Source organism: Leclercia sp. J807 (assembly GCF_009734465.1).
Classification (GTDB): Bacteria; Pseudomonadota; Gammaproteobacteria; order Enterobacterales; family Enterobacteriaceae; genus Enterobacter.
In genome coordinates, this window is record NZ_CP046446.1 from 4,594,529 (window position 1) to 4,606,718 (window position 12,190).

Below are 12,190 nucleotides of genomic sequence, written 5' to 3' on the forward strand. Positions count from 1 at the left end.
ATCACCTCAAATATGACTTAAAAATCATCATTACAATCTAACGCCTCGCCTGGCTCGTTGTTCAACGCCACCGGCAGTGAAAGCGAGTTTCACCGCCGGTGGCGTTCTTATGGTCGCCGTGGTGCTGGCTGGATCACATTTGATTTCGGAGTGCTGATATCGTTATATTTGCGATAATTATTCCGGACAACATCGGCACACACGACCAGCTCGTCAGGGGTCAGGTTTTCGTTAATCATTATTTGCTGTAGGCGGTGCACGACGGCCATCAGCTTAACATTTTTAGTGGTATGCACAGGCGGCGCTGGCATCATTCGCGGATAGCTCATTTTGCTACGTTCTCCTCTGCCACTTTTGCACACGTGAAATAAACATGGCGGGAGAATTTATCCACCTGATTCGACCATTTTTGGCCTGCCTCCTGACAAGCTTGTTTATCGCTCAGCTCTGCCGTTGCTACTGATACCCCATTGGTTGAGATGAGAGTCATTATCAAAATAAAATTAATCATTTTTATTTAACCCCAAGAATCAGATAATCTTTCATTAAGCCCACTCCGTTTGAGTTGAATCGCCCGGCCACTCATCAGCAGCCGGATATTTGAATTTTTTATCGCCATACATAACCGTTGCTCCACGCGCCAACACATCGAGCTCCCACCGTTCCGGCGTAATACCTTCCTGAGCCAAATCGAAACGAATTTTCGCCACGCGATCCCTTTCGGGTTTTGTCATCCTGGCTGATGGCGCTTGCTCGCTGGTTTTGAGCGGCAAATTGCTTCTTTGCTGCCGATGTTTGCGCGGTGCGCAAGCTTTTAACGCCCCGTTAAGCACCTTCACGACGTCCGGCTCATTCCAGCCGAGGACCCCGCGCTCAATCAGATTTAACACCGCTGCGGCTTGCTCAGACGGTGTGGGTGTCAAAACTGGATCGCCACCTCCGGTGAGCTTTCCACAGTTATTGACAGGACTCCGAGGCGCGGCAGAGCCGCTTTTTAAGGTCAAAGGCTCAACGGCCAACACCTTTGGAACGATTCGCCATTCGGCTGTACGGGTTACATGAACGCGGTGCGCCCCGAGATGAGGGGCATAAATACCGACAACCCTCTCAATATCTTCCTCGTACTCGTTAACCTCATCCGTCACCTTACGGGCGACCCTGACGGCCTGCGCATCACGCGGCATGTTTGCGCCGCCCTGCGCGATGATGTACCGCTCAAAGTCACCCTCATCAGCAGCAGCTCGCGCGGCCTCGACCCGGTCGTCAAACTCGCTGGCAATACTCACCCCGCACGGCAGTTTGCGCAGTTCGCGATAAGCACCCATCGTCGGGAGGCCAATCGGTTTAAACTGAGGGATGCGCCATGTAGACGCCCATGCGGTGACGGCTGCAGCCGTATCTTTCAGGGGCTTGCCGGTATCGTGATCGAGCTGGCCGTCGAGCGCGTAGCCGTCGATATTTTTGGCAATGTATTTAGCGATATAACCCGCCGCGCCGCCCTGATTAAGGTGACGGGACTCAAAGCGCTGTTTAGCTGCACCCTTCTCGTGTCCGTCCTCTTTAAGGGCATAACGACGCATAATGTCGTTGATGGCTTTACGCTGACCGGGTTTGCAAAACAGCATCATGTGCCAATGCGGCGTGCCGTCGTGATGAGGCTCGACAACGCGCATCCCGTAAACCTCTAACTCGTTATCTTTGAAAGCGGTACGCATCAGGCTCCAGATTCGGCACAGATAGCGCTGGCCGTCTTTAGGGGTGTATGCGGTTTCGTTCCAGCCATGATTGAACTGCACCGTTTTACTCTCGCCTTTTCCGACCTGACGAGTCGGGTGATACTTTGACGGGGTGGTCAGCGTGATAAACATCCCCACGTCACCAACGCTGACCGCGTAGCGCTCAATCCCGGCGATTGTATTCATCAGCTCCATGCGACGGATTTCAGGGTTTGAAATACTCCCCATAACCTTGCTGATGAGGTCGATACGTTCGCCGGTAACTTTGTTTTCGAGCTCGCAGGATTTCAGGTATTCGAGATTAGCCAGGCGGCGCGCGTGAACATCGCGGATCGCCATTTTGCTGGCGTAAGGCGAACGGTCTTTATTGACCTCACCGGCAGCGATGAGCAGCGCCTCGCGCCAGCGCATACGCTGCGCCTTGAGCTGGTTAACCCACCACTCATCCTTAATCAGACGTGAGATAGCGGAAAATGCCATGCGGATCGTCATCAGACCCTTACGGTATTTTTTCCAGTAAATCGGGGTAAGGTTGAAAGCGCGCGCAATACCGGCTACCTGACCGTATAAATGCGCCTGCGCCTCATCGGTGAATAGTGATTCTTTCCCGCCGTGCGCCTCCGCCCAGGCGTCGCTTAAATCCTCGTATTTGTTCCAGAGCTGCGAGGCAATTCTGGCCGCAAATTTCCTGAGCTCTTTGTCATTCATATCAGGCAGGCGCGCATACTGGTCACGCTCGGACAAAAAGCCAATCGTGGCGGATTCATTCATACCGCACAGCTCATTGACACGCTCAAGACGTGGCAGCAGTTTGCGCTCAAATGTATTTTTGAGGAAATACAGCCCACCCAGAGGGCTCTTTGTGCGGCGGATGAAGTTATAACGCGAGGTAAATAGCGTTTGCAGGAAAAACGGCAGGCGGTCAATCCGGTTTAAAACACCTTGCACCTGACGGAGTTCGGCAAGTGTAAGGGGTCTGTCGCGGCCTATGGCCTCTTTGCTGGCTTTATTCCACGGATAAGCACCGACGAAAGTCTCACCGGTGCTTTTTTGTAGCGGGGGTGGTGGCGAGGGGGCAACGCGCCCCCGGGTCTCAACGGCCATTAGCGGTGAATGCCTCCAGGCATTTTTCGCCTAACTGCTCAATCTGCTTTTCAAGGTCTGAGAACTGACGAGCCTCACCGTTTAAAATGTTATGCAGCGCCAGTGCGGTAACGAGCTTAGAAATAGTTGGGTAAAAGCCCACGATAGCAAGCCACTCTTTACCGGCATTTTTGCCAGATTTAGCGATTTTCTTTTCCTGCAAAACAAATTGAAGCGGATCGCTTGTAATCACGTATTTATTATCGATAACAATGTTAACGCTCATATATCCCCTTATTACTTTATTGTTGATTCAAAATAGAGTTGTGCAGCTTTTCGGATTCCTGCCCTAACAGCTCAATGATTTCCGTTCGGTTCATTTCAGACTTACAAATGTGAGCTATCAGAGAGTCAAGCGCCGACGCGAAACGGGTCGCGGTGACTAGCTGCGCCTCAATCGTGGCCTGCGCTAACAGGGCTTTCATATTGCTGCGAGGTACTGATAATTCTTTATTCATTCATCCGGCTCCAGACAAAAGAATGTCCCACGCATTCAAGCGCGTAAAAAAGTTCGGCTATTTAATTAATGCAAATATTGCTCAGGCTTTACCGAGGTTAAAATAGTTGGGGCATATTCAAACAAGCTAAATAATTCACGTAGCGCCCTGAATAATTGTTCACGCCAATAACAGGAATCTTCATTAATTCGCCAGTAAGGCTGATTAAATTCAAGCTCAGTTAATCCCGCATGAAGGAATAAAGTGCGACGCTGACTGACCGTCAGGAAACTGATATATGCCTGCTCACTCGCGCCTACCTGGCGACGTTTAGAAAATGCCCCGCGCAGCTCATCTATCGCGCAGGCCAGACGCTCCCGATCAACATCGTTCATTTCTTCAAAACGCATGGTCGCGTGACGCTGTTTAAGCTGTGCATGGAAACAGACCGTCAGGCGGTCGCGCTCCATCATCTGATTGTAAAAATCGCATGAGTCCTGCCAGCGAGGCTGCGCAAGATGCTTACCGATTATCACGCGCAGGCCTGCAGGTTGTTGCTGGACTAACTCAAGGGTCATTACAGCCATTTTGACACCCCTTTCACTTTGATGATGCGTTTAACGGCGGTCAGAATGCCTGGCTTACGGGTGCGGATAATGATGCCTTTGCGCCCCCGACCGTGGGTGATAGTGAAGTTAATCGGGTTCGGGCTTTCATAGCGGAGTAACTGAGCGATGCACCGAGGTTCATTCATAGTTAGAGCCCCATCCATAAAAGCCAGGCGTCACGCTGCTCAGTCGGTCGGTTGTAAAATGCCTCGCGTACGCCGCGATTGAACTCAGGAATGAAAACCAGTTTGTCGCCTGCACGTGCATTCGGCTTAGTCGGATCGCGAAACTCAACAACCGGCAGTTTATTAGCTTTGAGCATTTCAACGACTGCAGTACGCGGCTTTCCTAGCAATTCTGCGAACTTATCAGGGTGTACCGCATCAATCGGGTACTGAATTACATAGTTATTTGCGTCCATAAATCACACCTCCCATGCTAACCTTGTTAGATCCAGCCCTTTCAAAACCGTTCAGGAACGTTTCTGACAGGCTGGCCTCACGCCTCGAAAGGTTTCCCAATGGGTACCTTTCGAGGCAAATATAGTCTCCATAAGGAAACCTTGTCAAATGAAAACATCGGAGAAGCTCAGGGCAATACGGAAGGCCGAAGGACTAACGCAGGTAAAATTCTGTGAAATCAGTGGAGTAGCTTTAAGCTCACTTAAGAATTACGAAGGAGGCCATAAAGAACCGGGCTTTCAGATTGTGAAGCAGATCGTAAACGTCCCGCTTTTCAAGAAGTACACGCTCTGGATTATGACCGATGAGGTTGCGCCAGAAGCCGGACAAATTAGTCCGGTCGTCGCACACTCTGGGCAAGACGAAACAACCTCGTCACACTCAGGCCGCAAAACTGGCTAACGATTCACCGGAATTACATGCATTTTAAGTGCATGTTACTGGCCGAAAAATACGCGTCACATAAGCACAAAAAGCTAAACAGCACGAAAACAAGTATTCATCGGAGGGCTTTATGAGTATCAAAAAGCTCGATGATGGACGCTACGAAGTGGACATTAGACCTCGCGGTCGCGATGGAAAACGCATCCGCAGGAAGTTTGAAAGAAAAGCTGAGGCCGTAGCATTTGAGCGATACACAATCGCCAACGCAAGCCAGAAAGAATGGGCAGGCCAGCGAGCCGACCGCCGCACTTTATCGGAGTTGCTGGATGTTTGGTGGAGGTATCACGGACAAAACCACGAGCACGGCACAAAAGAGTTTAACCACTTGCTCAAGACTATCAGCGGTATAGGGGATATGCCGGTGAGCCGGATGAGCAAAAGGGCACTGATGGATTATCGTTCAGCACGCCTGCGTGATGGTATCAGCGCCGCAACGATAAATCGTGATATGTATCGATTTTCAGGCATGTTCACCAAGTTAATTCAGTTGGATGAATTTTCCGGGCAGCACCCGATTCACGGACTGCCGCCGTTGGCAGAGGTCAACCCGGAAATGACGTTCTTAGAGAAATCAGAAATCGAAAAATTGTTAAGTGTTTTGGTTGATGATGACTTACTGGTCGCGCTTTTGTGCCTGAGCACCGGCGGAAGATGGACGGAAGTTGCGACACTGAAACCAGCGCAGATAACAAGCGGCAGGGTCACCTTTTTGAAAACCAAAAACGGTAAAAAAAGAACCGTGCCAATTTCTGAGGAACTGGAGAAGAAGGTAAAAGGGGAGGCCAGCGCTAAATTGTTCAAGGTCGATTATGAGAAGTTTTGCGGGATTTTACGCAGAGTGAAACCTGATATACCAACCAATCAGGCAACCCACATTCTACGCCATACTTTCGCAAGTCATTTCATGATGAACGGGGGCAATATAATTGCGTTACAGCAGATTCTCGGGCACGCGAATATTCAGCAGACGATGGCCTACGCGCACCTTGCCCCTGACTATCTTCAGAACGCTGTCGCTCTGAATCCTCTTAACGGTGGAGTAGCGTTATAAATTACCTCTTTGGGTGTCCACATTGCGTCCACACTCAGGGAATTTTAAAACCGCTCAACACCTTTAGGGCTTTTTCTAAGTGGCTGTATTTACTTAGAATTACATGTAAGTGATTGATAAAAAAAACCCCCTCATCATGAGGGGGAAGACAGGGATGGTGTCTATGGCAAGGAAAACAGGGTTTACTGGTTACTACGGGTGTTGCTACTAAAAAGCGTCGATTCAGCGTTCTTCTGCATCCGTGCAACCTCGCGCAACTGGTCCATACGTTGCTGGTGTTTCTGGTTTAAAACCGCTTGCTGCTCTGGCGTTAGCAGGTGAAACATCTGGTTGCGGACCCGGGCCATTTCGACCTGGCGGGCAACCTGTTCCTGCGCCATTTTGTTTGCCTGAGCGCGCACAGCGTTTTCGTCAAAATTTTCTGCGGTGACAAGGCGGTGCATTGTCTCTATTTCGCTAACATTAACAGGGGGCTGGTCATGACGAGCCCGCTGCATCAGATCTCGCATCTGTTGACGCTGATGTTCGGTTAAACTTATGCCGTCGAACATATGGCCCTGGCCACTCTGCTGCGCGATGCCCTCCGATGAAGGACGGTTATCGCCGGTGATGACTCCAGCCGCCTGGCTAAATGCACTAAACGCCAGCGTTGAGGCCATGACGGCAGCGGTAACTATGCGCATCACTTACTCCCAAAATCTTTCGTGTCGCGATTCAACGAGAACCAGTCTACGATTCAGGCTGCAAACATGCGTCAGGGGGTGTAAAACAACGTAAAGTCATGGATTAGATAGCCTTGATGACGTAATTTCTGCCTCGGAGGTATTTAAACAATGAATAAAATCCTGTTAGTTGATGATGACCGAGAGCTGACATCCCTTTTAAAGGAGTTGCTCGACATGGAAGGCTTTGACGTGTCGGTTGCCCATGATGGGGAGCAGGCGCTGAGCCTACTCGACGATAGCATCGACTTGCTTTTGCTCGACGTCATGATGCCGAAGAAAAATGGTATCGACACCCTTAAAGAGCTGCGCCAGACACACCAGACCCCCGTTATTATGCTGACCGCGCGCGGCAGCGAACTTGACCGCGTACTCGGCCTTGAGCTGGGCGCTGATGACTATCTGCCAAAACCGTTTAACGACCGTGAACTGGTAGCGCGTATTCGGGCGATCCTGCGCCGTTCCCACTGGAGCGAGCAGCAGCAGAACACCGACAACGGTTCCCCTACCCTGGAAGTGGACTCCCTGAGCCTCAATCCAGGCCGCCAGGAAGCGAGCTTTGACGGCCAGGCGCTGGAGCTGACCGGCACCGAATTCACCCTGCTTTACCTGCTGGCGCAGCATCTGGGCCAGGTGGTATCGCGTGAACATCTGAGCCAGGAAGTGCTGGGTAAACGGCTGACGCCGTTCGACCGCGCCATTGATATGCACATCTCGAACCTGCGCCGTAAGCTGCCGGAGCGCAAAGATGGTCACCCGTGGTTTAAAACCCTGCGTGGACGCGGCTATCTGATGGTTTCCGCTTCATGATAGGTAGCTTAACCGCCCGCATCTTCGCCATTTTCTGGCTGACGCTGGCACTTGTTTTAATGCTGGTTTTGATGTTGCCAAAACTCGACTCACGCCAGATGACGGAGCTCCTCGACAGCGAGCAACGTCAGGGTGTGATGATCGAGCAACACGTAGAAGCAGAGCTGGCCACCGATCCACCCAATGATTTGATGTGGTGGCGCAGGCTGTTTCGCGCTATCGAAAAATGGGCGCCTCCCGGACAACGCCTGCTGCTGGTGACCAGCGAAGGTCGCGTGATTGGTGCGGACCGCAATGAAATGCAGATCATCCGTAACTTCATTGGCCAGGCAGATAACGCCGATCACCCGCAAAAGAAAAAATATGGTCGGGTAGAGATGGTGGGGCCGTTCTCCGTCAATGACGGGGAGGATAATTACCAGCTCTACCTGATCCGCCCGGCGAGCAGCTCCCAGTCCGACTTTATCAACCTGCTGTTTGACCGCCCGCTGCTGCTGCTGATTGTCACCATGCTGGTGAGTTCACCGCTGTTGTTGTGGCTCGCATGGAGCCTGGCGAAGCCGGCGCGCAAACTGAAAAACGCCGCGGATGAAGTGGCGCAGGGCAACCTGCGCCAGCACCCGGAACTGGAAGCCGGGCCGCAGGAGTTCCTGGCGGCAGGGGCCAGCTTCAACCAGATGGTGACGGCGCTGGAGCGGATGATGACGACCCAACAACGTCTGCTCTCTGATATCTCCCACGAGCTGCGCACCCCGCTGACGCGTCTGCAACTGGGCACCGCCCTGCTGCGCCGCCGCAGTGGTGAGAGCAAGGAGCTGGAGCGTATCGAAACGGAAGCCCACCGTCTGGACAGCATGATCAACGACCTGCTGGTGATGTCGCGCAATCAGCAGAAAAACGCGCTGGTCAGCGAAACGATGAAGGCTAACCACCTCTGGGGCGAAGTGCTGGATAACGCCGCCTTCGAAGCGGAGCAGATGGGTAAATCGTTCACCGTTAATTTCCCGCCGGGCCCGTGGCCGCTGTACGGTAACCCGAATGCGCTGGAAAGCGCGCTGGAGAATATCGTCCGTAACGCCCTGCGCTACTCGCATACCAAAATCGAGGTGGCGTTCTCGGTGGATAAAGACGGCATCACCATTAACGTGGATGACGATGGTCCTGGCGTCAGCCCGGAAGATCGCGAGCAGATTTTCCGTCCGTTCTACCGTACTGACGAAGCCCGCGACCGTGAATCTGGCGGCACCGGGCTGGGTCTGGCGATTGTCGAAACCGCCATTCAGCAACATCGCGGCTGGGTGAAAGCGGACGACAGCCCGCTGGGTGGGTTGCGTTTAACCCTCTGGCTGCCGTTGTATAAGCGTTCGTAGTTATTATGCCGGGTAGTGGCTTCGCCTTACCCGGCCTGGTTTCCCCACAATCTGCGGGAATTATTCTCGATCTTCCCGCTTAAACGCCGTTTCTGCATGGTTCTGGTCCAGCTTGTCGACAGGCCCGCCGCCGCCAGCAGACGCTGATACTGTTCGTCGTCAAACGGCATATGCCAGGCGATAGCGCAGGCATCCTGTACCGATACATCGCTCAGGCGTGACGCCAGCTCCAGGGGCGCATCCGCCGATACCTCTCCTGCCAGCACCACCCGATAGAGCCAGCCGGTTTTCGCCGCGTTCTGCATCTGCGTAGCCATATCGCTGATGCCGAAATGGAAGTTGAGTTTGAAGCACGGCGAGCGTGGCTGGGTCACCTGGATCAGGGCATCCCCCCAGCGAAAGATGTCGCCGATAAAGACGTTCTCCTCCGTCAGCCCCTCGGTTGAGAGGTTTTCACCAAACGCCGGGGCGACAAAGAGATCGGCCTGAGCGGGAAATTCCCTTGCCCAGTGCTGATAGTGCTCTCGCGGATAGTGGCACAGCGCGCGATCGGGCCCGCCGTGGATCTTCTTTTCCGCCTGCTCGTCACCTGCCAGTCCAAGGTCGGTTAAGGTCAGCTCACCGTCGACCTGCACTTTAGCAATTGCGCTCGGGCGGCTGCCGTCGTAGTCCCTTACCTTGCCTGTAAACACGTTCACCGGGTAATGCATCTCTACTCCTTCAGATACAAAAAAAGCGAGTCATCAGACTCGCTTCTCACAGAAGGCTTTGCAACCTTATTTTTTAGCAGCGAAACGTGCCGCAGCTTCGTCCCAGTTGACGACGTCCCAGAAGGCTTTGATGTAGTCCGGGCGACGGTTCTGGAATTTCAGGTAGTAAGCGTGTTCCCACACGTCCAGGCCCAGGATTGGGAAACCGGATGCGCCAGAGATCGCTTCGCCCATCAGCGGGGAGTCCTGGTTAGCCGTAGAGACTACCGCCAGTTTGTCGCCTTTCAGAACCAGCCACGCCCAGCCGGAGCCGAAACGGGTAGCAGCCGCTTTTTCAAACTCAGCTTTGAAGTTCTCAACGGAGCCGAAGTCGCGCTCGATAGCGGATTTCAGGTCGCCCTGCAGGGTAGTACCGGTTTTCAGGCCTTTCCAGAACAAGCTGTGGTTAGCATGGCCGCCCGCGTTGTTGCGCAGTACGGTTTTCTTGTCGGCTGGCAGTTGATCCAGTTTGGTGATCAGCTCTTCAACCGGCAGGCTCGCGAATTCTGGCAGGCTTTCCAGCGCCGCGTTGGCGTTGTTAACGTAAGTCTGGTGGTGTTTGGTGTGATGGATTTCCATCGTCTGCTTGTCGAAATGCGGCTCCAGGGCGTCGTAAGCGTACGGCAGGGATGGCAGGGTATAGCTCATAATCATCTCCATTATTGTCGGGCGGCAAACGTGTTAATGCCGCGTAAGCAGTTGGTTCATTATAGTTAATTAAATGATATTGAAAATGTTTATCAATGCCGTAGTTTTAATATGGTTATAACTTTTCGTTATGTCACTGATCTGGCGGGGGCTGCGGAGAAGTCAGGGGGAGAGCCGGGATTCTATTACGCGGCGTTATGGCTGCGGTGGCGCCACTGAACCGGGGTCATCCCCACTTCGCGGTTAAACACCACCGAGAAGTAGTTGCTGTCCTCAAAGCCGCACTGCATCGCCACTTCGCTGACCATCAGCTCGGTATGTTGCAGCAGATACTGGGCGTGGCAGATCCGCAGCTGACGCAGATAGTGGTTCACCGTCATGCCGGTCTGGGTGCGGAACTGCTGGCGCAGGGCGCGCTCGCTGCACTGCTCCTGCTCGCAAAACTTCTCCAGCACAAAGCTGCGGTTCAGGCTGCCAGACAGCGCGGTGATGAGCTTATCCAGCAGCGCTTCCGGCTCGCTGGCGGTCGGGTTGTCCGGGGCGTAGCGGTAGCGTTTGAGCATGATCGTCAGCTGGGCAAACAGCAGCTCGGCCATGTCGAACGCGTGGGGATCGTTTTTCAGGCTCTCCTGCTCCAGCTGGGCGATCACCGGGCGCACCTGGGCCATACCGTTGCTGCCCAGCCGCCAGTGCGGTGCCCCGCGGGCGTTCATAAAGCCGGGGATGTTAGCTCCCCAGTCCACGTTGAGCTTCAGCCGGTCGGGACAGTAGATGATGTTCTGCAGCACCAGATCGTTCACCGAGGCGTAGGAGTGTTTGTCTTCCGCGCGGATGTAAAACAGGTCACCGCGGGTAATACGGTAGGGGCGATCGTTGAGGATATGCAGGCCGTTGCCGCGCCACACCAGCACCAGCTCGCAGAAGTCGTGGGTATGTTCGGCAAAGACATTCTGCGGATAGCGATCCGCCACCGCGACGGCCTGAGCAGCGGATGCGAAAAAATCGGCTCTGCGAAGAATCAACTGTCCTGCCACGTCACAACCTCACCGGGGAATAACCTGACATTATTACCCGCTTTGCGGCAATAAAACGGTGATTTTCCTCGCGTTACTGAAGTGAAGCATCCCGGCCCTGACGAATATCGCGCGGCGACCAGCTAAACTCCCGGCGAAACAGGGTCGAAAAGTGGTTACTGTCGCCGAAACCGCAGCGATAGGCGATATCGGTGACGCTATCATCGGTATGGCGCAGCAGATGCCGCGCTTTAATCAGCCGCAGCCGGTTCAGGTAGCGCTGCGGCGTCTGCCCGGTGTGCTGTTTAAGCTGGCGATGCAGGGTGCGCAGCGAAAGAGAGAAGTTATCCGCCAGCGTCTCCCAGCAGACATCCTCCGCGTAGTGATCTTCCAGCCAGGCCATCAGCTGGTTGAGACGGGCGTCGTTATCCGCCGCCCCTTCGACCAGGCTGCCGCGGCGCAGCAGCACCAGCAGCTGCATAAAGAGGATTTCACGGCTGGCGAGGGCGTGGGTCTCCTGCCCCTCTTCAGCCTGCTCCATCTGGCTTACCAGCTGGCGCACCTGTTGCAGCGTGGCCTGGTTCACCCGCCAGTGCGACGGATAGTGCCCGTCCTGCTCCTGGGGCAGCAGCTGATTCAGTCCCGACAAAAACTGGAACGCCTCCGGGGAGCGATAGAGCACGTTGGTCAGGCACAGGTTATCGGTATGTTCATACATGTGCCGGTCATGATCGCGCACGAAACACACCGTTCCGCCGCTGATGGTGTACGGCTGGCCGTTGAAGACATGGATACCCGTACCGTGCTCCACGATCACAATCTCATGAAAATCATGATGATGTTCCGGAAAGGCAGCCTGGGGCAGCCGCGGCTCAATCGCCACAGGCGAGTGGCCTGAAGGAAAAAAATCCACGCTGTGCAGTACGGTCATAACGGGTCACCAGATGATAAGAGTTCTCAAAATAGTAATTTAGGGCTCCCTGCCTCACCTTAAATTT

The 12,190-nt window shown here is 53.8% G+C and carries 17 protein-coding genes; 4 read left to right on the plus strand and 13 right to left on the minus strand.

The genetic code is table 11. From position 1 onward, the window contains the following. Positions 1–107: 107 nt before the first annotated feature. The 8 genes from GNG26_RS22735 to GNG26_RS21900 form a co-directional block, all read right to left on the minus strand. The gene (locus GNG26_RS22735; protein WP_231604356.1) at positions 108–314 is read right to left on the minus strand and encodes a hypothetical protein; all 207 of its coding nucleotides are present in this window, start codon (positions 312–314) and stop codon (positions 108–110) included. 11 nt (positions 315–325) lie between these two features. Beyond that, positions 326–511 (minus strand): hypothetical protein, encoded by a 186-nt coding sequence (locus tag GNG26_RS21875; RefSeq protein ID WP_156240067.1) that lies wholly within the window; start codon positions 509–511, stop codon positions 326–328. Positions 512–545: 34 nt separating this feature from the next. Then, positions 546–2,840, minus strand: a complete 2,295-nt coding sequence (locus tag GNG26_RS21880; protein WP_156240068.1) for a replication endonuclease — start codon at positions 2,838–2,840, stop codon at positions 546–548. Next, positions 2,830–3,105 carry a DUF5405 family protein gene (locus GNG26_RS21885; RefSeq protein ID WP_156240069.1) on the minus strand — a complete coding sequence of 92 codons (276 nt, stop codon included), beginning with the start codon at positions 3,103–3,105 and terminating at the stop codon, positions 2,830–2,832. Before GNG26_RS21885 ends, GNG26_RS21880 begins: the two co-directional genes overlap by 11 nt. A gap of 16 nt (positions 3,106–3,121) precedes the next feature. After that, positions 3,122–3,337, minus strand: coding sequence for a DUF2732 family protein (locus tag GNG26_RS21890; RefSeq protein ID WP_156240070.1), 216 nt, complete (start codon positions 3,335–3,337; stop codon positions 3,122–3,124). A 65-nt stretch (positions 3,338–3,402) separates the two neighbouring features. Next, positions 3,403–3,903 (minus strand): replication protein B, encoded by a 501-nt coding sequence (locus GNG26_RS21895; protein ID WP_156240071.1) that lies wholly within the window; start codon positions 3,901–3,903, stop codon positions 3,403–3,405. Continuing rightward, the gene (locus GNG26_RS22575) at positions 3,894–4,070 is read right to left on the minus strand and encodes a hypothetical protein (RefSeq protein WP_197080121.1); all 177 of its coding nucleotides are present in this window, start codon (positions 4,068–4,070) and stop codon (positions 3,894–3,896) included. The genes GNG26_RS21895 and GNG26_RS22575 overlap by 10 nt, the downstream gene beginning before the upstream one ends. 2 nt (positions 4,071–4,072) lie before the next feature. Next, complete coding sequence (locus GNG26_RS21900) at positions 4,073–4,345, minus strand: Cox family DNA-binding protein (protein ID WP_156240072.1); 273 nt, start codon at positions 4,343–4,345, stop codon at positions 4,073–4,075. A gap of 148 nt (positions 4,346–4,493) precedes the next feature. Between GNG26_RS21900 and GNG26_RS21905 the strand changes: the two genes are divergently transcribed. Together GNG26_RS21905 and GNG26_RS21910 are read left to right on the plus strand one after the other, a co-directional pair. After that, positions 4,494–4,787, plus strand: a complete 294-nt coding sequence (locus tag GNG26_RS21905; protein WP_156240073.1) for a DNA-binding transcriptional regulator — start codon at positions 4,494–4,496, stop codon at positions 4,785–4,787. 112 nt (positions 4,788–4,899) lie between these two features. After that, positions 4,900–5,880, plus strand: coding sequence for a tyrosine-type recombinase/integrase (locus GNG26_RS21910; RefSeq protein WP_156240074.1), 981 nt, complete (start codon positions 4,900–4,902; stop codon positions 5,878–5,880). A 182-nt stretch (positions 5,881–6,062) separates the two neighbouring features. On the opposite strand, the gene cpxP is transcribed toward GNG26_RS21910, so the two are convergent. Then, the gene (gene cpxP / locus GNG26_RS21915) at positions 6,063–6,563 is read right to left on the minus strand and encodes a cell-envelope stress modulator CpxP (protein WP_156240075.1); all 501 of its coding nucleotides are present in this window, start codon (positions 6,561–6,563) and stop codon (positions 6,063–6,065) included. A 150-nt stretch (positions 6,564–6,713) separates the two neighbouring features. Between cpxP and cpxR the strand changes: the two genes are divergently transcribed. Next, positions 6,714–7,412: an envelope stress response regulator transcription factor CpxR gene (cpxR, locus tag GNG26_RS21920; protein WP_039032144.1), complete on the plus strand. Its 699-nt coding sequence runs from the start codon at positions 6,714–6,716 to the stop codon at positions 7,410–7,412. After that, complete coding sequence (gene cpxA, locus GNG26_RS21925) at positions 7,409–8,782, plus strand: envelope stress sensor histidine kinase CpxA (protein WP_103177523.1); 1,374 nt, start codon at positions 7,409–7,411, stop codon at positions 8,780–8,782. The genes cpxR and cpxA overlap by 4 nt, the downstream gene beginning before the upstream one ends. Positions 8,783–8,808: 26 nt before the next feature. On the opposite strand, the gene yiiM is transcribed toward cpxA, so the two are convergent. The 4 genes from yiiM to rhaS form a co-directional block, all read right to left on the minus strand. Next, positions 8,809–9,492: a 6-hydroxyaminopurine reductase gene (yiiM, locus tag GNG26_RS21930; RefSeq protein ID WP_156240076.1), complete on the minus strand. Its 684-nt coding sequence runs from the start codon at positions 9,490–9,492 to the stop codon at positions 8,809–8,811. Between the two features lie 66 nt (positions 9,493–9,558). After that, the gene (gene sodA, locus GNG26_RS21935; protein WP_103177525.1) at positions 9,559–10,179 is read right to left on the minus strand and encodes a superoxide dismutase [Mn]; all 621 of its coding nucleotides are present in this window, start codon (positions 10,177–10,179) and stop codon (positions 9,559–9,561) included. A gap of 185 nt (positions 10,180–10,364) precedes the next feature. Further along, the gene (gene rhaR, locus GNG26_RS21940) at positions 10,365–11,213 is read right to left on the minus strand and encodes an HTH-type transcriptional activator RhaR (RefSeq protein ID WP_156240077.1); all 849 of its coding nucleotides are present in this window, start codon (positions 11,211–11,213) and stop codon (positions 10,365–10,367) included. Between the two features lie 73 nt (positions 11,214–11,286). Then, on the minus strand, positions 11,287–12,123 hold the full coding sequence (gene rhaS, locus GNG26_RS21945; RefSeq protein WP_156240078.1) for an HTH-type transcriptional activator RhaS: 837 nt from the start codon (positions 12,121–12,123) through the stop codon (positions 11,287–11,289). Positions 12,124–12,190 lie beyond the last annotated feature (67 nt).

Coding starts and splice junctions, on each gene's coding strand:
- GNG26_RS22735 (WP_231604356.1), bottom strand. CDS start 314: ATGATGCCAGCGCCGCCTGTGCATACCACTAAAAATGTTAAGCTGATG.
- GNG26_RS21875 (WP_156240067.1), bottom strand. CDS start 511: ATGATTAATTTTATTTTGATAATGACTCTCATCTCAACCAATGGGGTA.
- GNG26_RS21880 (WP_156240068.1), bottom strand. CDS start 2,840: ATGGCCGTTGAGACCCGGGGGCGCGTTGCCCCCTCGCCACCACCCCCG.
- GNG26_RS21885 (WP_156240069.1), bottom strand. CDS start 3,105: ATGAGCGTTAACATTGTTATCGATAATAAATACGTGATTACAAGCGAT.
- GNG26_RS21890 (WP_156240070.1), bottom strand. CDS start 3,337: ATGAATAAAGAATTATCAGTACCTCGCAGCAATATGAAAGCCCTGTTA.
- GNG26_RS21895 (WP_156240071.1), bottom strand. CDS start 3,903: ATGGCTGTAATGACCCTTGAGTTAGTCCAGCAACAACCTGCAGGCCTG.
- GNG26_RS22575 (WP_197080121.1), bottom strand. CDS start 4,070: ATGAATGAACCTCGGTGCATCGCTCAGTTACTCCGCTATGAAAGCCCG.
- GNG26_RS21900 (WP_156240072.1), bottom strand. CDS start 4,345: ATGGACGCAAATAACTATGTAATTCAGTACCCGATTGATGCGGTACAC.
- GNG26_RS21905 (WP_156240073.1), top strand. CDS start 4,494: ATGAAAACATCGGAGAAGCTCAGGGCAATACGGAAGGCCGAAGGACTA.
- GNG26_RS21910 (WP_156240074.1), top strand. CDS start 4,900: ATGAGTATCAAAAAGCTCGATGATGGACGCTACGAAGTGGACATTAGA.
- cpxP (WP_156240075.1), bottom strand. CDS start 6,563: ATGCGCATAGTTACCGCTGCCGTCATGGCCTCAACGCTGGCGTTTAGT.
- cpxR (WP_039032144.1), top strand. CDS start 6,714: ATGAATAAAATCCTGTTAGTTGATGATGACCGAGAGCTGACATCCCTT.
- cpxA (WP_103177523.1), top strand. CDS start 7,409: ATGATAGGTAGCTTAACCGCCCGCATCTTCGCCATTTTCTGGCTGACG.
- yiiM (WP_156240076.1), bottom strand. CDS start 9,492: ATGCATTACCCGGTGAACGTGTTTACAGGCAAGGTAAGGGACTACGAC.
- sodA (WP_103177525.1), bottom strand. CDS start 10,179: ATGAGCTATACCCTGCCATCCCTGCCGTACGCTTACGACGCCCTGGAG.
- rhaS (WP_156240078.1), bottom strand. CDS start 12,123: ATGACCGTACTGCACAGCGTGGATTTTTTTCCTTCAGGCCACTCGCCT.